Source organism: Pirellulaceae bacterium, from assembly GCA_019636385.1.
Lineage (GTDB): Bacteria > Planctomycetota > Planctomycetia > Pirellulales > Pirellulaceae > Aureliella.
In genome coordinates, this window is record JAHBXT010000002.1 from 837,273 (window position 1) to 859,068 (window position 21,796).

The 21,796-nt window shown below is 53.9% G+C and carries 20 protein-coding genes; 17 read left to right on the forward strand and 3 right to left on the reverse strand.

What is annotated here, in order from left to right:
* The first annotated feature begins 394 nt into the window (after positions 1-394).
* The 4 genes from floA to KF752_08820 all read left to right on the forward strand — a co-directional run bounded on the left by floA (position 395) and on the right by KF752_08820 (position 4,703).
* Complete coding sequence (gene floA, locus KF752_08805) at positions 395-1,504, forward strand: flotillin-like protein FloA (GenBank protein ID MBX3421641.1); 1,110 nt, start codon at positions 395-397, stop codon at positions 1,502-1,504.
* Positions 1,505-1,582: 78 nt separating this feature from the next.
* Positions 1,583-2,113, forward strand: a complete 531-nt coding sequence (locus KF752_08810) for a hypothetical protein (protein ID MBX3421642.1) — start codon at positions 1,583-1,585, stop codon at positions 2,111-2,113.
* A gap of 24 nt (positions 2,114-2,137) precedes the next feature.
* Positions 2,138-3,496 carry a flavin monoamine oxidase family protein gene (locus KF752_08815; GenBank protein ID MBX3421643.1) on the forward strand — a complete coding sequence of 453 codons (1,359 nt, stop codon included), beginning with the start codon at positions 2,138-2,140 and terminating at the stop codon, positions 3,494-3,496.
* Positions 3,489-4,703 (forward strand): hypothetical protein, encoded by a 1,215-nt coding sequence (locus KF752_08820; protein ID MBX3421644.1) that lies wholly within the window; start codon positions 3,489-3,491, stop codon positions 4,701-4,703. The genes KF752_08815 and KF752_08820 overlap by 8 nt, the downstream gene beginning before the upstream one ends.
* Positions 4,704-4,781: 78 nt before the next feature.
* Here KF752_08820 and KF752_08825 read toward each other — a convergent pair whose 3' ends face one another.
* Entirely contained in the window at positions 4,782-5,255 is a 474-nt protein-coding gene (locus tag KF752_08825) for a hypothetical protein (protein ID MBX3421645.1), read from the reverse strand.
* Between the two features lie 32 nt (positions 5,256-5,287).
* Positions 5,288-6,733, reverse strand: a complete 1,446-nt coding sequence (locus tag KF752_08830) for a GntP family permease (protein MBX3421646.1) — start codon at positions 6,731-6,733, stop codon at positions 5,288-5,290.
* 548 nt (positions 6,734-7,281) lie between these two features.
* Here KF752_08830 and KF752_08835 point away from each other — a divergent pair.
* From KF752_08835 to KF752_08845, 3 genes are all read left to right on the forward strand, one after another.
* Positions 7,282-8,130, forward strand: a complete 849-nt coding sequence (locus KF752_08835) for a site-specific DNA-methyltransferase (protein ID MBX3421647.1) — start codon at positions 7,282-7,284, stop codon at positions 8,128-8,130.
* Complete coding sequence (locus KF752_08840) at positions 8,117-8,701, forward strand: HNH endonuclease (protein ID MBX3421648.1); 585 nt, start codon at positions 8,117-8,119, stop codon at positions 8,699-8,701. Before KF752_08835 ends, KF752_08840 begins: the two co-directional genes overlap by 14 nt.
* Positions 8,702-8,790: 89 nt before the next feature.
* A complete protein-coding gene (locus tag KF752_08845) occupies positions 8,791-9,192 on the forward strand; it encodes a hypothetical protein (protein ID MBX3421649.1) in 402 nt (133 codons plus the stop codon).
* 886 nt (positions 9,193-10,078) lie between these two features.
* Here the strand turns inward: KF752_08845 and KF752_08850 are convergent.
* Positions 10,079-10,906, reverse strand: a complete 828-nt coding sequence (locus KF752_08850; GenBank protein MBX3421650.1) for a glycerophosphodiester phosphodiesterase family protein — start codon at positions 10,904-10,906, stop codon at positions 10,079-10,081.
* A gap of 359 nt (positions 10,907-11,265) precedes the next feature.
* Between KF752_08850 and KF752_08855 the strand changes: the two genes are divergently transcribed.
* The 10 genes from KF752_08855 (at position 11,266) to tssG (ending at position 21,770) form a co-directional block, all read left to right on the forward strand.
* Positions 11,266-11,631, forward strand: a complete 366-nt coding sequence (locus KF752_08855; protein ID MBX3421651.1) for a hypothetical protein — start codon at positions 11,266-11,268, stop codon at positions 11,629-11,631.
* Complete coding sequence (locus KF752_08860; protein ID MBX3421652.1) at positions 11,612-12,328, forward strand: sigma-70 family RNA polymerase sigma factor; 717 nt, start codon at positions 11,612-11,614, stop codon at positions 12,326-12,328. The genes KF752_08855 and KF752_08860 overlap by 20 nt, the downstream gene beginning before the upstream one ends.
* An 89-nt stretch (positions 12,329-12,417) precedes the next feature.
* Entirely contained in the window at positions 12,418-13,545 is a 1,128-nt protein-coding gene (locus KF752_08865) for a type VI secretion system ImpA family N-terminal domain-containing protein (GenBank protein MBX3421653.1), read from the forward strand.
* A gap of 120 nt (positions 13,546-13,665) precedes the next feature.
* Positions 13,666-14,163: a type VI secretion system contractile sheath small subunit gene (gene tssB, locus KF752_08870; GenBank protein ID MBX3421654.1), complete on the forward strand. Its 498-nt coding sequence runs from the start codon at positions 13,666-13,668 to the stop codon at positions 14,161-14,163.
* Positions 14,164-14,217: 54 nt separating this feature from the next.
* Entirely contained in the window at positions 14,218-15,711 is a 1,494-nt protein-coding gene (gene tssC, locus KF752_08875) for a type VI secretion system contractile sheath large subunit (protein MBX3421655.1), read from the forward strand.
* 231 nt (positions 15,712-15,942) lie between these two features.
* Positions 15,943-17,514 carry a type VI secretion system contractile sheath large subunit gene (gene tssC / locus KF752_08880; GenBank protein ID MBX3421656.1) on the forward strand — a complete coding sequence of 524 codons (1,572 nt, stop codon included), beginning with the start codon at positions 15,943-15,945 and terminating at the stop codon, positions 17,512-17,514.
* A gap of 84 nt (positions 17,515-17,598) precedes the next feature.
* Positions 17,599-18,387, forward strand: a complete 789-nt coding sequence (locus tag KF752_08885) for a hypothetical protein (GenBank protein ID MBX3421657.1) — start codon at positions 17,599-17,601, stop codon at positions 18,385-18,387.
* A gap of 6 nt (positions 18,388-18,393) precedes the next feature.
* A complete protein-coding gene (tssE, locus tag KF752_08890) occupies positions 18,394-18,873 on the forward strand; it encodes a type VI secretion system baseplate subunit TssE (protein MBX3421658.1) in 480 nt (159 codons plus the stop codon).
* Positions 18,874-18,876: 3 nt separating this feature from the next.
* On the forward strand, positions 18,877-20,718 hold the full coding sequence (tssF, locus tag KF752_08895; protein MBX3421659.1) for a type VI secretion system baseplate subunit TssF: 1,842 nt from the start codon (positions 18,877-18,879) through the stop codon (positions 20,716-20,718).
* Positions 20,682-21,770: a type VI secretion system baseplate subunit TssG gene (gene tssG, locus KF752_08900; GenBank protein MBX3421660.1), complete on the forward strand. Its 1,089-nt coding sequence runs from the start codon at positions 20,682-20,684 to the stop codon at positions 21,768-21,770. The genes tssF and tssG overlap by 37 nt, the downstream gene beginning before the upstream one ends.
* The last annotated feature ends 26 nt before the right edge of the window (positions 21,771-21,796 follow it).

Sequence of the window (21,796 nt, forward strand, 5' to 3'; positions counted from 1 at the left end):
AACTTTCCACGCAGGGGTGCGTTAGATAGGGCGTGTACTCGATTTAGTCGTCGTAATTGTACCCCGTGTTGACCTCACAGGCAGCTAGCGGGCTGCTGCCTCCTCATGAATAACCCTAACTTGAGATAGGCGGCACCGCCAGATGTCCACCGGCTTTCGCAATCTACGGGCGTCCTCTGGTCATAGATTAAAACAGTTTCACCCTCATTTTCTGTGGAGTGCTAACAGCAACGGATTCCAACATCGGCCAGCGTTTGACCTTGGTCATTCGCCCGCTAAACTCCTGAATTTTGACCCCTTCGTCGGTGTTTTCTTGATCAATCTGTGGTACAACATTGCTCAGAAAAGTTACCCTATTTCCCCAAGTGCCCCAGGGAGAAACACTATGCTTGGTATGGATAGCCTAAATCAATTGCGACAGCTCGTCACAATCGGCGGCATCGAGCTGACGCCGCTGGTTGCCCAGGGCGATGCCAAATACATTATCTTACTGATCGCCGCTGGCGTGATTTTCGTCATTGGGCTGGTGATCTTTGTGGTGCTGATGAACTTCTTCTGGCTGTGGATTCAGTCAATCACCACTGGAGCAAATATCGGAATTTTAGATTTGATCGGAATGTACTTCCGGCGAGTCGATGCGCGGACTATCGTGCGATCCAAGGTTACCGCTGTTCAAGCTGGGCTGACCAACAAAGAGCTGACCAGCGGTCAATTGGAGGCGCATTACTTGGCCGGCGGTAATGTTGTCCAGGTCATTCGCGCGTTGGTTGCGGCCCGCAAGTCAAAGATGATTAACATGAGCTTCTCGCAGGCCGCCGCCATCGACCTGGCCGGCCGGGATGTGTTGGAAGCTGTTCAGACCAGCGTTTATCCTAAAGTCATTGACTGCCCACCGCGCGGCTCGTCACGTCCGTCGTTGGACGCAGTTGCGCAAGATGGAATCCAATTGAAGGTCAAGGCCCGCGTGACCGTTCGCGCTAACTTGGCGCAATTGATCGGCGGTGCCACCGAGGAAACGATTATCGCTCGTGTCGGTGAAGGCATTGTCAGCGCAATCGGCTCGGCCGCAGTTCATAAACTGGTACTCGAGAACCCAGATATGATCTCCAAAGCGGTATTGTCCAAGAAGCTGGATGCGAACACGGCGTTTGAAATCGTATCGATCGATATCGCCGATATTGACGTAGGCGAGAACATTGGGGCACGCTTGCAGGCCGACCGCGCCGAAGCGGACATGCGGGTCGCTCAGGCTCGCGCCGAAAGCCGTCGGGCGGCTGCAGTCGCTGCAGAGCAAGAGATGGTCGCTAAGATTGAAGAGAGCCGAGCGAAGTTGGTCGAGTCCGAGGCGGAGGTTCCCAAAGCAATCGCACAAGCATTTGCCACGGGATCGCTGAATATATTGGATTATTACAAGCTGAAGAATGTTGATGCAGACACTAAAATGCGCTCCAGCATCGCCGAAATCGGGCAACAAAAGCCGAATCTGCGTACCTCTGGTGGCTAAGCGTCGGTGTTGTCTCTGTAAGGCTAACGTTTATGGTCCCGTCGCAACCGCCGGCGTTAGCAAAGGTACCCATTAATCATGAGCGATCTTGAGAAATTCTTGCAACAGGCCGCAGAGCGGCTCAAGCAGCGTGTGCAGGAGCAGCAGGCTCGGCAAGCACCGGTCGCTAGGCAGGTACCGGTCCGCCAGGCCGAACGTGTTCGGGCTCAACCCAACGCAGATGCCGATGAATTGTTGGAAGCGGAGGTTGTCCAGCAGCCTGTTCGTAAACAAGGCGGCCCGAAACAGGGCGGCCCGAAACAAGGCAGCTCGAAACAAGGCGGCAAACGCAAACCGCCGGTTAGCGCTGGAGTCGATCAAGCTGACGAGCGGATGGCGCAGCACACTCAGCAACTGTTCGGCCATCAAGTTGGCAACATCGAAAAGCAGTCATCGCCGGGAAACGCCGGTGCTGCGGCTTCTAAGGGCCATCCCAGCGGCACAGCCAATCAGGAGTCTCAAGTGCAGCGGCGTGACGTGGAGCATAACCCACTGGTCGATATGCTACGCCAGCCGGAAACATTGAAGGCAGCCTTCATTGCCAGCGAGATTTTCAAGCGCAAGTTCTGAGCCTTGTACTGGCGAGCCTTCCACATGCCGCAATCAGCCGAGGTAATTGTTGTTGGGGCGGGCTATGCGGGCTTGTCGGCTGCCGATCAGCTTTTGAAGCAAGGCATTCGGCCATTGGTTATCGAGGCCCGCTCGCGCATCGGCGGTCGCACGCATACCGCCGTGACCAATCAAGGGTTGTGGGTCGATCTGGGCGGGCAATGGATTGGTCCTGGCCAAGATTGCATGTACGCACTAGCCAAGCGGTTTGATCGCCGTGTCTGGCCGATGTATGTGGCCGGCAGGCAAGTCGTCGAACTAGCTGGCAAAGTTAAGTCGTATCGTGGTCTAATTCCCATGAACTTGCCACCCTTGGCTCTGGCCAATTTGCTGTGGGGTTTTCAGCGCTTGGAGTGGCTGGCCCGTCGCGTGCCGCTGGAGCAGCCCTGGGCAGCCAAGGGGGCCGCTGCGCTGGACCAGCGAACGGTTGGCGATTGGTTGCGGTCGAACGTTCGCCAGCGACAGGCGCGCGCATTGATGCAGGTAGCCATTGAAGCCGTGTTCGCAGCGCATCCTGATGATGTGGGCTTACTGCATGCCCTGTACTATCTGCGTTCGGGCGGAGGATTGGAACGGCTTACCTCATCGGCAGGCGGGGCCCAGCAAGACCGAGTGGACGGCGGCATGCAGCGCTTGGCAGAAGATTGGCGGTCCTGGCTGGAAGTGCGGGGCATCGAGTTCCGCTTGGATGTGCCGGTGCGCTCGATAACACAAGACGCAACCGGAGTTGTGTTGTTCACCGATACCGAGACTCTCAGCGCTGGACATTCAATCGTCACGGTCCCGCCGGCGGTTGCCGCTGAAATTGAAATGACGCCTGCTATGCCTTCGGCGCGCCTGTCGTGGTGTCGGGCGATGACTCCCGGCCGAGTGATTAAGGGATTTGCCATCTACGAGCGGCCTTTTTGGCGCCAGCGCGGTCTGTGTGGTCAGGCGGTCAGCGATCAAGCCCCGGTACATGTTACCTTTGATGCAACACCTCCCGATAGCTCACAGGGAATTCTGCTGGGCTTCATCGAAGGCCGCACCGCACTGCAGTGGAGCGGACGGAGCCAGGACGACCGACGGCAGGCGATGATCGAGGCCTTCGCGCGGCTGTTTGGTCCAGAGGCTGCGAGACCAATCGACTATGTGGACCACGATTGGACTCAGGAAACCTGGTCGCGAGGCTGTTACGCCGGTGTGGCCGGTCCCGGAGTGACTACCACCGTTGCCTCGGCGGCCCGCCCCCCCCATGGGCGCATCCACTGGGCTGGTACAGAAACTGCCACTCAGTGGTGTGGTTACATTGAAGGGGCCATACGCTCTGGCATTCGCGCCGCTCAGGAGATCCAGCGTGTGTGATACTTTGGTTGTCGTCTGGCCTGATCGGGTCGGCTTTGCCAAGAACAGCGATCGTGATCCCAACGAAGCACAACGCTTGCAGTGGATGCCCGCAGCGGAGTATTCTTCCGACTCAGTGTTGCGATGCACATGGATTGCGATTCCACAAGTCCGTCAAACACAGGCTGTTCTGCTGTCCCGTCCGTTTTGGATGTGGGGCGCCGAGATGGGCACGAATTCGGCTGGCTTAGTGATCGGTAACGAGGCCGTGTTTACCACAGCAAAGATTGATGAAACTGGACTGACGGGCATGGATTTGGTCCGGCTGGCACTGGAGCGTGCCTCATCGGTCCAGCAAGCTGTGGATGTGATCGGCCAACTGATTGCCGCGCATGGTCAGGGCGGTCGCTGCGGGTATTCGCATCCCGGATTTCGCTATCACAACAGCTTTCTGATTGCCGATGGCAGGCAGGCAGCGGTGTTGGAGACAGCCGGACGCGATGTGGCCGTTCAATGGGTGCGCAGTGGCGTGCGCGCAATCTCCAATGGTTTGACATTGCCCGAGCTTGTCGAGCGCTCAGACCGGTTGCGCTCGACAGTCGCACAATGCGTAGTGCGGCGCGAAAGGATGGAAGCACTGGGAGCAACAGCAGTGGGGCCTGGCGATTTGGCTGCTGCTCTCCGCGATCACGGTGCTGATTCTTCAGGACCACACTATCGGCGGCTCAACGGCGCACTATCGGCACCCTGCGCGCATTGGGGTGGTTGGTTGGCCGGCACGCAGACAGTGGCCTCCTGGATTTCGATCTTAACCCCCCATGCCGCGCAGCATTGGGCTACCGGGACCAGCGCTCCGTGCCTGAGCATGTTTCGCCCGATCAGTCTTGATCGTCCACGAGAATTGGGCACACCCGAAGGCATGCCGGATGCCAGCAGCCTGTGGTGGAAGTTTGAACGCCTGCATCGTGCTGCCCTACGCAACTTGCCAGCTACCACCCAAATGCGTGCCGAGCGTAATCAGATTGAGCAGGCTGCACTGGAGAATCCCACTGAGCAGGACATTCACTGGCAGGCGGCAGATGACTGGCTTGACCGGTGGCTCCAGCGCCTAGATGGCCACCACATGAATTTGCAGCCTGACACGCGCCCACGCTGGCTGCAGCGTCGTTGGCTGGCGGTGGACCGCGAAGCGGCAGCCGGTAGTCGCCTGCCAAGTCGCGATGACTGACCGTAATCATCTACGCCAAAACGCGAGCTTCTCACAAATAACTCGCCCCCCTGTCGACTGGCTACAGATGGTTGCAATCTACAAAAAGAACAAAAACCAGATCAACCCGACCAGCGACAGTACAAGTAGCGTATATATCACATGCTTCAGGCCGACATATCCAAAGGTGCTATTCATCAGCGCAACGTCTAAGCGCTGATGCAGCGGCAAGCTGTCGATCACCAGCTTGTCGCTAATGTCATCATACGCGCGATCTTTGCCAGACCTCGTGGGAATCACTGGCGTGACCGGTAGCGGGGCGGGCGGGGCTAAACTGGGGCTGACAAACTGAGTAGGTCGCGGCTTTTGAATGACTTCCATCAAGATACTCTCGGCTGGGCCAGCCGCGACGGCCTGACTATCAACCAAGCGCGTTATCAGGCAGCTCACACTGCCGCTACGATACTCGCGAACCGCTGCTCGCAAATCCTCGGGCGTGACGACCTCTCGCTCCAACGCTAACAGAGCGAACAGGTACTGCTGTGAAGGTTCAAATTTTGTAGGCTTACGCATAGACGAACGAAGAGTACATGAACGGCGATCTGTTATCGAATTCCCATCATGGCCAGGCCTGCCAGGATGATTCCCAGTGCAATCAGCGGCACCAGGACGCTAACCACAGCGATGTCTTTGTAAGCTTCGCGATGCGTCAGCCCCAGTACCGTCAAAAACGATATCACGGCACCTGAATGCGGCAAGCTATCTAGGCCGCCACTACCAATGGTCACGATGCGATGCAGCGTTTCTGGATTAACACCAGCTTCAATGTAGCGCTGGCCCAAGGTTTGCATGAAAATCCCCAAGCCGCCTGACGCCGAGCCGACGATGCCCGCCATAATATTAATCGACAATGATGCCGATAACAGCGGCGGCAAGGTCGAGTCGATCATGAGGCCGGAAAACCAGCTAAACGCCTGAGTGTTCTTGACAACGCCGCCAAATCCAATGACCGCCCCCGTATTGATTAGCGGCAAAATTGCACCTTCTGCCCCGCGACTGATAACCGCCCAGGGAACGGAAAGATGCTTCCAAAAAAGGGCGATTCCCAGCAACGTACCAACGACCATCGCCAGACAAATCCACAGCACCGGCTGGGTTTTGCTGAACGCTAAGACGCCTGGCAGGTCCTCTGGCTTAACCCCTCCACCATAGCCCACAGCGATCGTCCACACCGGGATCATAATCGTCAGCAGCACTACGACGATTGGAATCAGCGAGACCAGGGGGTGAGGCATCTGGCCAGGTTGTGTCGATTGCTCAGGAATCACATCGGTCAGGCCGGGTCTAAATTCTTCGCCGCGCTGCTTGGCCAGCCTCCGCTGGCGTTCCAAGTAATACATGCCCATGGCAAACATTAGCAGCGCTGCCAGCAGACCAATGATTGGAGCCGAGGTTACCGGAGTCTGCAGGCCTTGAGCGGCGATGATATTCTGAACCGACGGCGAACCGGGCAGAGCGGTCATCGTAAACGTGCCGGAACCTAACGTAATGGGGCCAACCAGTAGACGCTTGGGCAAATTAGCGTGCTGCATCAAACTAAGGCCCAGTGGAAATATCGTGAAGATCACAATGAACACGTTGACGCCGCCGTAGGTCAACAACACGCAGGCCAGCGTCAAGATGTACATCACTCGCTCGGCACCCAACCAGCGGCTTAGCGAATAGGCCACGGACGCAGCCGCTTTGCTTTCGCCCATCACACGCCCGAAGATGGCGCCCATCAAAAACACCAGAATGAACTGGCCAGCAAAGCCCATCATGCTGCCCACAAAGTCTTTGGTCAACGCATCGACCAGCGACTTGCTGATGGACTGAAACAATTCATTCGCAGGTGCAGCAGCGATACTCTTGTTAAACAGATCGGCGAACAATTTGTCGTTCGTGACAGCCACCAAGGCAGCGCCCAGCAGTGCGGCGACCAGAACATTGATTCCTCGCACCGCCATCAGTACCAAAACCGCCAGTCCCAGTAGCACTCCAGTAGCGGCCATTTCGCTTCCTTAAAAATAGGGTTTGGGTCGACGAGCTTGCCGCACTGATGTTAGCCGAGACTTGGCAGGCCGCAAGCCAAACGTGCGATTGGCCTTGAATTTGTAAAGAAGTTCGTGCTCTGCCGAATCCTACAGTTTGACCACCTTATTCTGTGACCCGCGCAGGCCGCTGACTGCGATAACTACGCGGCAGCCCGCAAGGGGACAATCCATACGCCAAAACGACCTTTTACAGAGACGCCCCAATTGCATAGATAGAGCCACCACTCCACGCGTTACCCATCGACACCACACACTGTCTAATACCCACCTGACTAACACGCCTCCAGTCTGTGCTTTACACCTGTCCAGGCTTGAGCCAGAGCGCTAATTGACTCGAGCACCGGGTACATTAAAATTCGCGACGCAGATGTTAAACCCAGACACACATATTGATGGCATCTGTCTAATAATAGTTCTGCCACTAAGTCCTGCTTTGGCATTCTGGGCAACTCTAGCTTGATTGGCTACCATGAATTCAATATTTCCCATTGCTAGGACGCACGAACATGGCTCAACTCAAACTCAATCTCGGACAGCAGTCAAAATTGACGATATTAAACGGGGATTGCGCCCAACTGCTTCCCTCCATTGAAAACGAATCAATCCAATGCTGTGTGACGTCACCGCCGTATTGGGGCCTGCGTGACTATGATCACCCAAATCAGATCGGGGCCGAGCCGTCCCCGGAACAATACGTACAAAATCTGGTTAACGTTTTTCGGCTTGTTCGCGAGACACTTCGACCGGAGGGAACACTTTGGTTGAATGTTGGGGATGGCTATGCTCGCAACGGAGGAACTGGAAAATGCGGGCCGAATGCGATCGTAGGCAATACGAAAAAATTGATCCAAAAACGCAACTGTAAGGTGCCAGAAGTTTGGGGATTAAAAGATCGGGACTTAATGGGACTTCCGTGGCGAGTTGCCTTTGCTCTTCAGGCCGATGGATGGATTCTCAGATCGAAAATTACCTGGATCAAAAAAACTGCAATGCCTGAAAGTGTCAAGAATCGTCCCACCAATGCAACAGAAGAGGTTTTCCTCTTTGCCAAATCCCCGGCGTATTACTACGACTCAACAGCCGTTCGCCAGGAAACAGGAGCAAATCTGCGAAATTATTGGATACTTGGGCCAGACCCAAGCAATCATGGGCATCCTGCCGCATTTCCGCGCGAGCTTGCCCGGCGGTGTATTCTGTTGGGTTCGCGCATTGGAGATGTGGTTCTTGATCCATTCGGTGGATCAGGAACTACTGGTGTTGTCGCCAACGATTTGGATCGCCACGCTGTTTTAATTGAACTCAACGAATCCTATGCTGATTGTGCTCGTGATCGAGGTTTTGATGTCACGACGTAAGGGATCGAAACAACTAATTCTGGAATTCTTTCTTTCCAAAATCGGAAAAGTTGTCGAATCTCGTGAGATCCAAGCCGCAAGCGGCGGCGCTGTCGAATGGGCTCGTAGAGTGCGAGAACTGCGGAACGAAGAAGGCTATCAGATACTTTCACACAAAGACCGTGCCGATCTAAAACCAAATCAATACCTTTTGGAAACGGACAGACGGCTTCCTGCTTTCAAAAGAAACATATCCAAAGAAACCCGCGCTTGGGTTTTAGAAAGGAATGGTTATACCTGCCAAATGTGCGGAGCTGCTGCGGGAGACATTGATCCGTTCGTTCCGAATCGCACTGTTCGGTTAACAATGGGACACATTGTCGACAAGTCCAAAGGCGGAGATGATTCTCCAAACAATCTTCGCGCTGTATGTATGAGCTGCAACGAAGGATTGGCAAATACCGGGCTTCCAAAACCTGATCGGATTCATTTGTTGGCTCAAGTGCGTCGCGCGACTATTGATGATCAGAGAGCATTGCTCGATTGGCTCCTGAAGAAATTTGGCTCGAAAAACACAGTCGACAACCAGTGAGAAAGGCAGAACAAAGCGATGCACACGGAGCCGTGGGCCGCGCGGTTTCTGGAATCAATGTCGTTCGCCGACAAGGACCAGTCCGGATCATGACACTTCGCCCAACATCGTTCTGCGGCGTACAAATGACCGCCGACACCTACGATGACGATGTTGCGTTACGGGCATACGTCTTGCAGCACTTCCCGCATTTGATGACTCCACTGGAACGGCGCGTGACCGAATACATCGCACCGATTGTTAGCGATGCCAAAGACTCAAAGATCCTCAAACTTCACGATTTCCTTGAAGAGCGAGACGGCCACGTGGACGATGCTGAGTTGATATCCGCATTTCAAACGCCACACGACGATCGAGTTGCAAATGCTGTGAATCGCGTATTGGAAACACGGCGCGGTGAACTCATCGAAAACCGCTGCTCACAATGTAAACGACTTGCCCGTACACCGGTTGCGAAACAATGCTTGTGGTGCGGGCACGACTGGCACTAGACTTTACTGCAAGCTGCTAACAAAGATGCAGAGCGTCTCTGGGGACACAGCTATCTGCTGGCGGAACTTCACGCATATACACGTGGGTAGCAGAGGTAATTGGTTGAGGCCCTTTTCTAAACTTGACGTGATCCCCACTTCTCAATTGTCGAATTCTTTCAATCTGTGAGCAGCCTGCATGCATTTGGCGAATTTAACAACGCCTGCATCATCGACTACAGTCTTCCCCGGGCAAATGTCCAAATGCACAATTCGATTGCGTGTCCGCAAATGCCATGATTCCGGATGGCACAGATAGCTCTCGCCAGCTATCAGCGCGTAGTCGGATGTGGGATTCGCTGGCTTGGATTCCAATGCCAGACATTTGAACGAAGCATTCGAGTACATGGAAGTATTCGAACTGGGACGGTTTGCCCTGAAGACATAGTAGAGGGCTTCCCGTTGGGCCGCAGCCGTCTGCTGGCCATGCTTGGACAACTCTGCTAACGCCAAAGCGGCGTGAATTGTTTGTTCCAGGCCGACTTTGATTAGATACTCAACCCCCAAGGGTGTCGCCTGGGGACACAGCAAGCTGCTGGGGGCTTCGCGTGCCGCCTACGGTAGTTTGCGGCGCCGGAGAGAAAAGACAGATGATTACGGCTGAAGTTAGCAGTCGTCCGACTGGAGCACGCAGCCGCGACTGAAAATCCTATCGGTGTAAGATCATCGGCACCGCCGGATGATAGCCAACTCGGACCAAGTAGTGCAGTAAAGTAAAATAGATCGGTCAGGATTGCCGAGCGTGGGTGGAGTCGAACTTATCGTACACCTGCTCAAAGCTAGGGTACGCTGTGAAGATCGACTCCGAGCCTGAGGTGGCTCCCTGTTATACTTCAGTGGATATTGCTCACTTGTTTGTCGCTCGTGCCTTCAGGAGCGCAATCAACTCTTGTGGCTCGTCCGTCTGTATGCCATCTACGCCCCATTCCAGCATTTGTTGCCAATCTTTAGGGCCGGTGTCGTCGACAAATAGCAATGCTCCAGCTTGGTGGCACAAGTCTACCATAATGGGGTCAAGATGTTTCATGCTGGATGCTACCACTTTGGGTTGTAGCATTTCGATCAGGCGCGGAAGTCCCCGCACATTTCCCGGATCGGGCATCGGCAAACATTCCGGGCAAGTCTCCTTGAGTTTCTGCAATTGCCCCACCCATGCATACCAGACTGAGTTGCCAGTCATCCCTGCAGCGCGCAATTTCGTAGCAACTTCCTCTACGGATGCCGCCTTGAGGTCTACGTACAGTCCGATCTTTCCTTTGCACAGTGCGATGATTTCATCGAGTGTCGGGATACGCGTATCGGCCCACTGCGGTCCAACTCGACTGCCGATATCCATCGCCTTCAGTTCGGCTAGCGTGAAGTCAGACACTTTGCCCTGGGCATCATCGGTGTAGGCGTCGACCGTTTGGTTGTGAATGCTGACGATCTGGCCATCCCTGGTCGTACGCAGGTCGATCTCGACGAAGTCCGCGCCCAACTCGATGGCTCGTGCGTAGGCGGGAATTGTGTTTTCCGGAATGCCGACATGCACACCGCGATGTGCGATAACATACACGTCACCCTGACGCGGAGCCTTCCATGGATGGTTCGTTTCTGCGGCAGGCAATACCCCCGACCAACCGGCGACCATCACTAGCGCAGTTATAAAACACCAAAACTCAAATCTACATTTCATCAGACGTGCACCTCACGAAGCGATTCTAGTCGAAATGCCGGCTTGGTGTATCGCTCATTGAATCTTAGGAAGGCTAACGCTGCGAATCATCGACTCGCTTTAAATTCGATCTTTAGGATGGTGGGTCAGGGTGTCCGTATGACCTGGGCCAACTCGCAGTACTTGTGGCCATTTGAATAAGCAACCTCGGCCAACGCCAGAGGCTAGATTGTGGGACTGTTGGCAATCGCTGTTGGGAAATGCTATACTGCCACCGCAAGCTGACGGATGTACGAATCGGCGTGATTTGTACAGCTGTTTACCATTCAATGTGGGATCGTGGCGGTTCTGCAACTGGACATACAGGAGGGCAAAATATCGTGGCAGGGAATGAAGAGGCCAGACATCAAAAAATTACCGAGACGCAGTCCTCTGATGTTCCGCTAAGCAGCGAATTGAATGAATTGTTGGAAGCCGTCTTGAATGAGACTCGAGGAAGGGAGAATTCTGAATCGTTGGAGTGGCTTATCTCGGTGGCTCGCAAGTCGAAATATGACGAAATCAATTCGATTGATCCGGTGAAGGAAGTGGTGAAAGCGATTCTGTCGCGACAATTCGGAGAACGACGCCTTACTCCGAGATTGTTGCAGCATGTTGCGGCGGCACTCTACGAATCGCCTGAAGCGATGAGCAAGTTGTCGAATCTGTGGAAGAAGGCGAAAGGTAATGAACAGTCGCAACAGTGAAGCGGATATGCGAATTTGGATTGACCATTCGCAAGGAATGGTGCGATCGATCGCCACGCGAATCCATGTTGGATTACCCAAGAGCGTACAGTATGACGACCTGGTAGGCTATGGACAACTTGGACTGGTACAAGCCGCTCAATCGTACGACCCTTCCAAGAGCGTTTCGTTTCAGACGTATGCCTACTACCGAATTCGCGGAGCCATCTACGATGGCCTGGCCAAGATGTCCTGGACTAGTCGCGCGCTGCAGGCCCGGATTCGAGCCGAGCGGCTAAGTGCCGAAATGCTGGACCAGCAGGTGGAAGAATGGCGCGCCTCGGCCCAACAATCGCTGGCCGAAGATGCCGATTGGTTGGTGCAGACCACGGAGCGTATCGCGATGATTCATTTGCTGAGTGACGGCTCGGACGATTCGCGATCGTTGGAAACCACCGCCGTGGCAGACGAACCGCAGCCTGAAGAAGAACTGGCCGAAGAAGAAACCCGGGCTATGCTCCGCAATATGATCGGGGAGTTGAAGCCTGACGAGCAAACGATCATTCGACAGACCTACTTTGAGAACAAAAGCTTGGTAGAAACAGCGGGATTATTCGGTAAAAGCAAATCATGGATCAGTCGAAAACATGCCAAAATCCTTGAAAAACTTGCTCGGCGATTGGCGACCAGCGACGGGCAGCGGCTAGATTGCCCATGATCTTTAATTACTCTATAGCCGGGTAAGCTTCTTCGCTGCCTAAGCCGCCTTTGACGCGAACTACCGATCTACTTCTAGGTGCTGCCTCCATGACTTCTGCGAATCTAGTGAATATTGAATCACTATTGGGCGGTGCCGAATCGCCAGAAGATGCAGTTCGCCATCGGGAGCGCCAGGAAATCAAAGACTTGTTTGAGGAAGCCTCTGGACTGATCAAAGAGCGAGAGGACTGTGACAGAAACGGCGGCGTGGATGCCGCGGGGCAGCCATGGAGGTCCATTCCCAAACCCAGTTGGCAGCGGTTGATTGAGAAAGCTCAGCAGTACCTCACGTACTCCAAAGATTTTCAAGTGGCTGGTTGGCTGGCCAGCGGGCTGCTGGGCGAGCACCAAATTGCTGGTCTGGATGCTGGTCTGGAATTGTGTCTTGCGCTGGCCGAGCGATACTGGGAGGAACTCCTGCCGCCTCCCAGCGAAGATGTTGGGCATCTGGATACCATGAAGGGCGTTCGTACACTGCTCAGCAAGCGATCGCTTGTTTTGCTGGGAGATGTGGTTTTGGTTTCTGGCAAGCCACAGGGACGCACGACTGTCGAAACGTATACGTATCGAGATTATAAGCGATCCTTGGAGTTGGCAGCTGTCGATGAGGCCGAGCGCGACAGAAGGATCAGATCAGGTCAGGTGCCATTGGACCTAATTCAAAATGTGGCCAAGGTGTGTGATCCGACAGTTCTCGACCAATTGTGTCAGCAGGCGTCTACAACGATTGCCACGGCGGAGAAATTAACCAAGCTACTCCAGTCGCGGTGCCAGCCCGAGTCAAATGGTGACTCGACCTGGCCAGAGAGCCGCGAGTTTCTAGAGGAGTTGAGAGGCGTTAGCAAAGCGCTTCAATCGCTATATCGGGTAGTGGCCCCCGATGCGCCACCTGAATCTGAGTCGGAATCCATGCCCGGCCAAGGGACTGTTGTTGGTTCGGGTCAGACGCTGACTCGCGAATCCGCGCTGGCCAAAATTGAGCAGATTGCTCGATTCTTTGAAAACAGCGAGCCCCATAGTCCGATTCACTTTGCCTTGCGCCAGGTTGTGCGCTGGGGCCGCATGCCCTTGGACGAACTATTGGGTGAGTTAATTGAAAGTGAAGATGTCCTGATTGCGGTGCAAAAACGGATTGGGCTGCCTCGCAACGCGTCCGTCGAAGAGCAGAAACAATAATTCTGCGATTCAACGGTCTGGTACAAATGGGGTTGCTTGCAAGGTGGCTTGCAGGTGGATTACAATTGCCGACAGTGGCCTGCCGAATGTCGCAGACTCCAACTTATCAAGAGGTGCAAGATGGCAAAAAGTTCTCAGAAGATGTTGGTCACGCGTCGCAAGCCCCGAGTTCATATCATGACCGAAGTCGAAACGGGGTTCGGGCAAGAGAAGAAGGAGTTGCCGTTCGTCGTCGGAGTGATGGGAGATTTTTCTGGCGACCCCACGAAAAAACTGGAGCCATTATCGAAGCGAAAATTCGTGCAGGTGGATCGAGACAACTTCAATGAAGTCTTCAAGCAGTTGAATGTTGGTTTGGAGATCAGCGTGCCTAACCTGATGACGGAGGAAGAGGGCAAGGAGTTGCGAGTCGGTTTGAAATTTGAGTCGATGGATGACTTCGAACCAGCAGCGATTGCCCGGCAGATCGAACCTCTAAAGAACTTGTTGAACACTCGAGAGCAACTGAAGAACCTGGCGGCCAAAGTGGGACGCAGCGAAGACCTAGAGGATTTGTTAGAAGAAGTGCTCAAGGATCACGACAAGCTGAAGAAGCTGTCGGCAGAGTTAGGTGAGTGAGTCGAGTTGGTTACAGGTTGATTTCCATTAGGACAGGAACGAGGAGTCAGAGACGTGGCAGAAAAGAAGCAGGCCCAAAGCGAAGCAGTCCAGGCAGCGGCCGAATCGCGAAACTTTCTTGACGAGGTCCTAGAGGCAACCAAGCAGACCGAACGGCCGGAGGCTGAGGCGCTGATTCGTTCACTGGTCAAAGAGGCCAATGCTGGCACCGTCTCCTATGATAAGAACGTGCTCAATAGCATCAAGAATGCAATTGCGGGAATTGACGAAGTGATCTCCCGCCAACTGGCTGCCGTAATGCATCACGAGAAATTTCAGACGCTTGAGGGCTCGTGGCGCGGATTGCATCATCTGGTACATGAATCCAATACGGGAGAGATGATCAAGATTCGGGTACTCAATTGTTCGAAGAAGGATTTAGGCCGAGAGCTGGAGAAGGCACCGGAATTTGACCAGAGCCGAATTTGGTCAGCGATCTATGAGAATGAATTCGGAATGCCTGGCGGATTGCCCTATGGAGCGTTGATTGGCGACTACCAGTTCGACCATAAGACGCCCGGGGATTTGGAGGTGCTGGGCGGAATGGCCTCCATCTGTGCAGCCTCCTTGTGTCCTTTTATTACTTCGCCGTCGCCACGTTTGTTTGGATTGGATTCGTGGGAGCAACTGCCAAGCATCCGGGACATTAAAAGCAATTTCGATACGACCGAGTACGTCAAGTGGAAGGCGTTTCGTGAACTAGAGGACTCGCGGTTTGTCACGATGGCGATGCCGCGCACATTGGCCCGCCTGCCGTACGGATCCAATACTAAGCCGATCGACGAATTTAATTATGAAGAGGTGCCGCTGGGTAAGAAGGGGGAGTCGATTGCGGTTTCTCACGACAACTACTGCTGGATGAACACAGCCTACGTGTTGGGAGTAAGATTGACTGCAGCGTTCGAGGATACTAATTGGTGTACGGCCATTCGCGGTGCCAATAGCGGGGGCAAAGTTGAAGGACTGCCGACCCACATCGTCAAGAGTCCTGACGGCGGAATGGATATCAAGTGCCCAACGGAAGTGGCTATCACCGATCGTCGCGAAAAGGAACTGAGCGATGTCGGCTTCATGGCACTGAGCCACTACAAAGACTCGGATTTTTCGGTGTTCTTTGGTGGCCAAACCGTGCAAAAGCCCAAGAAGTATGATGACGATTCGGCCACCGAGAACGCAGCCATCATGGCCCGGTTGCCCTACATCATGGCTGCCTCACGAATTGGGCATTACCTGAAGGTCATGGCCCGCGACCAAATTGGCTCGTTCAAAGAGACCGAGGACATTCAGGCTTGGCTCGAACGCTGGATCATGAATTACGTGGCTGCCGACGAGAATCCAAACGAAGAGGTTAGAGCCAGACGACCGCTACGCGAGGCAGCCATTTCTGTCGAGCCGGTGCCGGGAAGTCCAGGGGCTTACAACGTGGTGGCTCACCTGAGGCCGTGGTTGCAATTAGAAGAATTAAACGCATCAGTGCGAATGGTCACACGGTTGCCAGCACAGGCCTAATTGGGCCACGTGCCAGTGGCGCTTGGTTGAGGCTTGTTTGGCGTTGCCAATGGCGCTTGATCCCAAAGTATTGGGGGTGAGCGTAGCACGATTGCCAACAAATCGTTCACGCGCGGTTCCTTGTCACGGCAATTGTCGGCACTTGCGCACCGTGGGTGCTCTCCAATCGCGATCCGGAGTGCTACATGTTGGCAGCTTTGATCCATCGAGTTCGAACACCACTTAGTTGCCATGGTTAATCAACCGGAAGCTCGGCAGTCACCAACCTCTTCTGAGCCCGGAGTACTGGATGCCTTTCTGTGGGAGGTTGCTGCCTATAGCCCGTCTGCAGGGCGGGAGGAGATGTCGGGGTTTGCTGGCTTTCGGCAGGGTGGACTGTCTGTCGAGCAAGCTCTAACGATGCTGTTTGGCGACTTTCGTCAGAGCATTCGCGCTCAAGGGTTCGCCCATTGGAAAAAGGAGATCCGTAGCGAACTCAATTACTTGCTGGCCCAGATTGATCAACTGGTCAACAGCCAACTGAATGCCGTGATTCATCACCCCAGATTTCAACGTTTGGAAGCCAGTTGGCGGGGCCTGAAAATGCTGTGTCAGGCAGCTAGGGCGGAGCGGTCAAAGTCGCCGAGCACGATTTTGGTGCGGATGCTGAGTGTGTCTTGGAGTGAATTGCATCGAGATTTTGAGAAGGCTGTCGAGTTTGATGGCAGCCAATTGTTTCGAAAAGTCTACGAAGACGAATTTGGAACTCCAGGAGGAATTCCCTATTCGGTTATGGTAGGCGATTACGAGATTCACCCTCGACCGACAGCCGAGCATCCGATCGATGACCTGGCTGTGTTAGGTCATATCGCGGGAGTTGCCGCAGCGGCGTTCTGCCCATTTGTATGCTCGGCAGCACCATCCATGTTTGGTGCCGACAGTTTTCATGATCTGCAATCGATTCGCGACTTGCAGGATGGCTTTGGTTTGGCCGAGTTTGTCAAGTGGCGATCATTGAGAAGGCTGGAAGATGCGCGGTTTGTGGGCTTGGCGCTGCCGCGAATATTGATGCGTGTGCCCTATTCTTTGGAGCAGACAGACGGATTTTCATTCACCGAGGAGGTGAGCGGTCCGGATAGTAGTCGCTATTTGTGGGGCAACGCTGCGTTCGCTTGGGCCTGTGTGCTGATCCGAGCCTTTGCCGAAACGAGTTGGCTGGCGGACATTCGTGGTACAGAGCGAAATCGCGTGGGTGGAGGGCTAGTAACCAATTTGCCGCGTGCAGACTACGCTACAGATCCGCGAGGGGTTGGCAAACGCTCCAGTACCGATGTGATCATCACCGACAGTCAGGAATCTGAGCTGTCGCAGTTAGGATTTCTGCCGCTGTGCCAATGCCATGACACCGAATACTGCGCCTTTTTTAGCAGTCCGTCCATCCAGCAACCCAAAGTGTATGACGACCCGTATGCCACGGGCAACGCCCGCCTGACCAGCATGTTGCACTATATCCTGTGTGTTTCCCGCTTTGCACATTATCTGAAAGTGCTGGCCAGAGACGAATTGGGCGGTGGAATGAGTGCCAGCGACTTGCAGGATAAGTTGGACGGGTGGATTAAGCAGTACGTTACGCCCAATGAAGATGCCAAACCTGAAAGTAAAGCTAAACGGCCACTAAGAAGTGCCGAGATCGAAGTAGCCCCCAATCCAGCCAGCCCTGGTAGTTATCAGTTGATCTTTCGTCTGCTGCCACATTACCAATTGGATGGACTGACGGCAGCTATTAAACTGCAGACCAGTGCCGTTGCGACAGCAGCGCTATGATCGGCTACCGAATTGAGTGGCGCCAAATTAATTGTCCGTCAGTTCCCCATCAAAACTGAAACTCACTCAAGCCCACAAAATAACATGGAAGCACTGAAACTCTTCAATCAAGGTGCATTGGCAGCCGCCATCACATCGGCCCAGGAGGTTGTCCGCAATCATCCGACACAGCACCGCGCGCGCGAAACCTTGGCCGATTTGTTATGTATTGAGCAGCAGTTAGATCGCGCTGACAAGCACTTAGAATCCATCGTTCTCCAGCAACCTCAGTCCTCGGTCAATGCTTTGCTAAGTCGGCAGTTGATTCGAGCCGAGACCAGTCGCCGGGAAGTATGGTCGCAAGGTAGGATGCCTGAATTTGTCGGAGAGCCGGGTGATTGTTGCCGACAAACGCTGGCTGCCCTGGTTGCCTTCCGCAATAATGAACCGGCCAGAGCTGTGGAAATCTTGCAGGCGGTAGAGGACAGCATTCCAACGTTGATTGGCACATGTAATGGTCAAGAGTATGAAGGTTTTCGAGACCTCGACGATCTGTGCCTGGGAATTGTGGAAGTATTGACCAGTACCGGCAAGTATTTCTGGATCCCGACATCACGAATTACCTCGATGCAATTCAGCCCTCCCACTGGGCCTAGGGATTTGTTGTGGCGAGAATGTCACATGCAGGTGGTCGATGGACCTGATGGCGTGGTGTATGTCCCCGCCATCTATATCCATACGACGACGGAAGATCCGCAAGCTCTCTTAGGCAGGACCACGAACTGGTTAGAGGAAGCGGGTCGGCCGACTACCGGAATGGGCCAGCGGATGTTCATGATTGGCGATCAAGATCTCGGGATCATGGAAATCAATGAGCTTCAGTTTAGGCGTTAGTCGAGGATGGTCAAACCGCTAGAAGATGAACCGCTGCGAGCTTCGCTCTTGGATCGCCTGGATGGATTGTCCAGAGTGGGGCGATTTGCTGGGCGACAAACTTTGGATGAATTCGTAGCTTCTATCCACACCAACTTGCAGAATTTATTGAATACGCGGTGGCGAGTCTCCCAGTGGCCTCCAGGATTGGACGAGCTGGATGATTCTTTGGTCAATTTTGGCATTCCTGATTTTACGGGAGCCAATATGTCGTCACCCGGAGATCGTCAGTTGTTCTGCGAGATAGTCGAGAAAATGATTCTGTTACACGACCGGAGAATCATGGATGTGCGGGTTGTTTTCCAGGATACAGCGGACAGTGCAGATCGCAATTTGCGTTTTCGAATCGAGGTTGAAGTGCGTGCCTCGCCAGACCCGGCAGAGGTGACTTTTGATTCTCAGATTGATCCCATGTCACACAAGATTCGCATAGCCTTGAATCACTAATTTATGAGCGACGAACTGCTTCGATACTACAACCAGGAACTGCAATATTTACGGCGACAGGCCGATGAATTTGGCAGGGCTAACAAAGAGTTGGCGGCTCATCTGCAGTTGAATTCAGAAGGCCATGATGATCCGTATGTGGGGCGTTTGGTTCAAGCTTTTGCCTACCTAAATGCGCGCACGCGGTTGAAATTGGATGACGAGTTCCCGGAGATCGTCAGTAGTTTGTTGGATGTCATCGTACCGCATTATCAGCGGTTTATTCCCTCGTGTTCGATTGTTCAGTTTCGATTGGACAAGTCGCAAGCCGATCAATTAAAGGGTTACCAGGTTGCGGCGCAGGCCAATATTGAAACAGAGCCCATTGATGGCGAGCCTTGTAGATTTCGCAGTTGCTATCCGGTGACTTGCTGGCCGTTTCAAATAACAGACATTGCATTACGTGGCGTACCCTTTGAAGCGCCTGCATTGGTAGGGCAGAGCGAACCACATCACGGTTTGTTGAAGATTCGGCTACAGACGTTAGATTCCGAAATTCCGTTTTCTGCATTTTCCTGCCAGTCATTGCGGTTCTACATTCACTTGCCAGCGCCGTTTTGTTACCAGTTGTATGAGTTGCTGTTTCAAAGCGTAACGGGGCTGGCGATAGCCAGATCTCCCAAAGATCCAGCCGTGCAAGTGTTGCCGCTCGATGCGCTGCGGGCAGTCGGCTTTGCAGAGGACGAGGGATTAATTGAGTATCCCACCCAGTCCTTCCTTGGTTATCGGCTATTGACCGAGTATTTCGCGTTTCGTGAAAAATTCTTGTTTTTTGATATTCAGTTCGACGGCGCATTGGCCGGCATGCAAGGTGCGTCCCTGGAGTTGTACTTGTATCTGAATCGTCGTTGGAAAGATCTGGAGGGATATATTGACCAAACTAGCTTGCAGCTGGGCTGCACGCCGATCGTCAATTTATTTCCGAAGCAAGCGGAGCCGATTCGCTTGTCGCATACCAGCGCCACCTATCGCGTCGATCCCGATGCGCGACGGCGTCAAGCATTCGAGGTCTATAGCATTCAATCGGTGCGCGGCCGCTCCAACTCTGGTACCATCCGAGTTTTCGAACCTTTCTATTCGCTAGATCATGCCAATGATGATTCCGCTAGACCCGCCTATTGGCACGGCACACGCAGCCAGTCCGAAGGCGATGAATTGACGCGTGGCACAGATGTTGATATCGCGTTCGTCGATCCTGAGTTCAATCCGTTGAAAGCTATCGACTGGACCATTGAAATTGACACTTTATGCAGCAATCGCAATCTGCCTGCCCGCATGCCGTTCGGGGGTGATCATCCCAGGCTATTTCTGGAAGGTGCAGGCGCCATTGAGCGGGTGCAATGTCTGCTGAAACCCACCAGCCCGCAGCGCCCCGCGTTCCCGGCGGGTCTGAGATGGCGAGTTGTGTCGCATCTGTCACTGAATTATTTATCGCTGGTCGATAGCCGTAGCGATAGCTCCAGCGCAGCGGCCTTGCGAGAGCTATTGACGCTCTATGATTTTGGCGTCGACCCCGTAGGCAGCAATTCGATTGCCGGCTTGCGTCAGGTACATAGCCGGGCCTGTATTGGCCGCCTGCCAGGTGATTATTCTGGAGCCATTTGCAGAGGTCGAGAAGTAACGATCGAATTCGACGAAGACAAGTACACATCCGGCAACCTGTTCCTGTTTGCCAGCGTACTGGAGCATTTTTTGACGGCATATTGCAGCATCAATTCTTTCGTTCGGTTGGTCGCCGTATCCAATCGCAGACAAGGTAATGTACATCAATGGCCAGCCCGCGGCGGAACTCAGCACGTACTGTAGGCGACCGGTTGTCTGCCGAAGCCTATCACTTTGCGTTTGTGCAAGTGGTGCGCATCATCGAGCACATTCGTGCGCACCAGGGCTATCCCAGCCAACCTGTTGGATATGCGGTACACCCAGAGCAGGAGTGCCTGCGGATTCTAGGTTCGTTGGGACGTAGCTTTGCGCCTGCAGAAGTCGCCGCAGTCGCGGGCATAGAGGCGCCATTGGCGGCTGTCACACCGCAGCGCCCCGTGGTCACTACGACTTTCATGGGATTGTATGGACCCAGCGGCGTATTACCACAACATGACAATCAGCGCATTATCAACCGCGGTGGAAAAGCCAACGTCGAGAAAGAGCTGCTGGATTTATTTCATCATCGCATCCTGTCGCTGTTCTATCGCGCATCAACCAAGTATCGACTACCTTTCGCCTACGACAGGCACGTGCGACATACCAAGTCGGACCTCGAGTTGACCACGCGAGTCCTGCTGTCGGTTGCGGGCTTGGGATTTTCCCAGTTGCAAAAGCGATTGTGTTTCTCCGATGAGCTAGTCATCAAGTATTGTCAATATTTTGGCCAGGGCCCCAAGAATGCATCTAGTTTGGCACGAATGCTGGAATCGGTATTTGGAATACGAGTTAGCATTCTGCCCTGGCAGGGTAGGTGGCTCAGCCACACACCCCACAGCCGGTCGATAATGCCGCACCGCGCACTGCCCGCCGGACAACATTGTCAATTGGGTAGGAGTCTGGTGCTCGGCGAGCGGGTTTGGGAAATACAACGGAAGTTTCGCGTCCGTATCGGACCGGTGGATCGCCAAACTTTTCAGGCCTTCCTGCCAGGGTCGAAGAACTTGACAATGGCCATGCAGATGGTTCGACTGTATATCGATGTAAGTTTGGATTTCGATATTCAACTGGAAATCAGGGCCGATGAGGTGCCACAATTGAAGCTTAACGGTGCCGACTCAAGGCTGGGTCTGAACGCTTGGCTGATCAGTCGGCCGCCGACTGCCAACAAAACGGACGCGGTCTTTGGCGAAAGCAACGCGCACTTTACCAACTAATCATTCCTGAAATACCCATCACGAGT

Coding starts and splice junctions, on each gene's coding strand:
- tssE (MBX3421658.1), top strand. CDS start 18,394: ATGGTCAAACCGCTAGAAGATGAACCGCTGCGAGCTTCGCTCTTGGAT.
- KF752_08860 (MBX3421652.1), top strand. CDS start 11,612: ATGAACAGTCGCAACAGTGAAGCGGATATGCGAATTTGGATTGACCAT.
- floA (MBX3421641.1), top strand. CDS start 395: ATGGATAGCCTAAATCAATTGCGACAGCTCGTCACAATCGGCGGCATC.
- KF752_08865 (MBX3421653.1), top strand. CDS start 12,418: ATGACTTCTGCGAATCTAGTGAATATTGAATCACTATTGGGCGGTGCC.
- KF752_08840 (MBX3421648.1), top strand. CDS start 8,117: ATGTCACGACGTAAGGGATCGAAACAACTAATTCTGGAATTCTTTCTT.
- KF752_08825 (MBX3421645.1), bottom strand. CDS start 5,255: ATGCGTAAGCCTACAAAATTTGAACCTTCACAGCAGTACCTGTTCGCT.
- tssC (MBX3421656.1), top strand. CDS start 15,943: ATGGTTAATCAACCGGAAGCTCGGCAGTCACCAACCTCTTCTGAGCCC.
- KF752_08850 (MBX3421650.1), bottom strand. CDS start 10,906: ATGAAATGTAGATTTGAGTTTTGGTGTTTTATAACTGCGCTAGTGATG.
- tssB (MBX3421654.1), top strand. CDS start 13,666: ATGGCAAAAAGTTCTCAGAAGATGTTGGTCACGCGTCGCAAGCCCCGA.
- tssF (MBX3421659.1), top strand. CDS start 18,877: ATGAGCGACGAACTGCTTCGATACTACAACCAGGAACTGCAATATTTA.
- KF752_08810 (MBX3421642.1), top strand. CDS start 1,583: ATGAGCGATCTTGAGAAATTCTTGCAACAGGCCGCAGAGCGGCTCAAG.
- KF752_08815 (MBX3421643.1), top strand. CDS start 2,138: ATGCCGCAATCAGCCGAGGTAATTGTTGTTGGGGCGGGCTATGCGGGC.
- KF752_08830 (MBX3421646.1), bottom strand. CDS start 6,733: ATGGCCGCTACTGGAGTGCTACTGGGACTGGCGGTTTTGGTACTGATG.
- KF752_08845 (MBX3421649.1), top strand. CDS start 8,791: ATGACACTTCGCCCAACATCGTTCTGCGGCGTACAAATGACCGCCGAC.
- KF752_08885 (MBX3421657.1), top strand. CDS start 17,599: ATGGAAGCACTGAAACTCTTCAATCAAGGTGCATTGGCAGCCGCCATC.
- KF752_08835 (MBX3421647.1), top strand. CDS start 7,282: ATGGCTCAACTCAAACTCAATCTCGGACAGCAGTCAAAATTGACGATA.
- tssG (MBX3421660.1), top strand. CDS start 20,682: ATGGCCAGCCCGCGGCGGAACTCAGCACGTACTGTAGGCGACCGGTTG.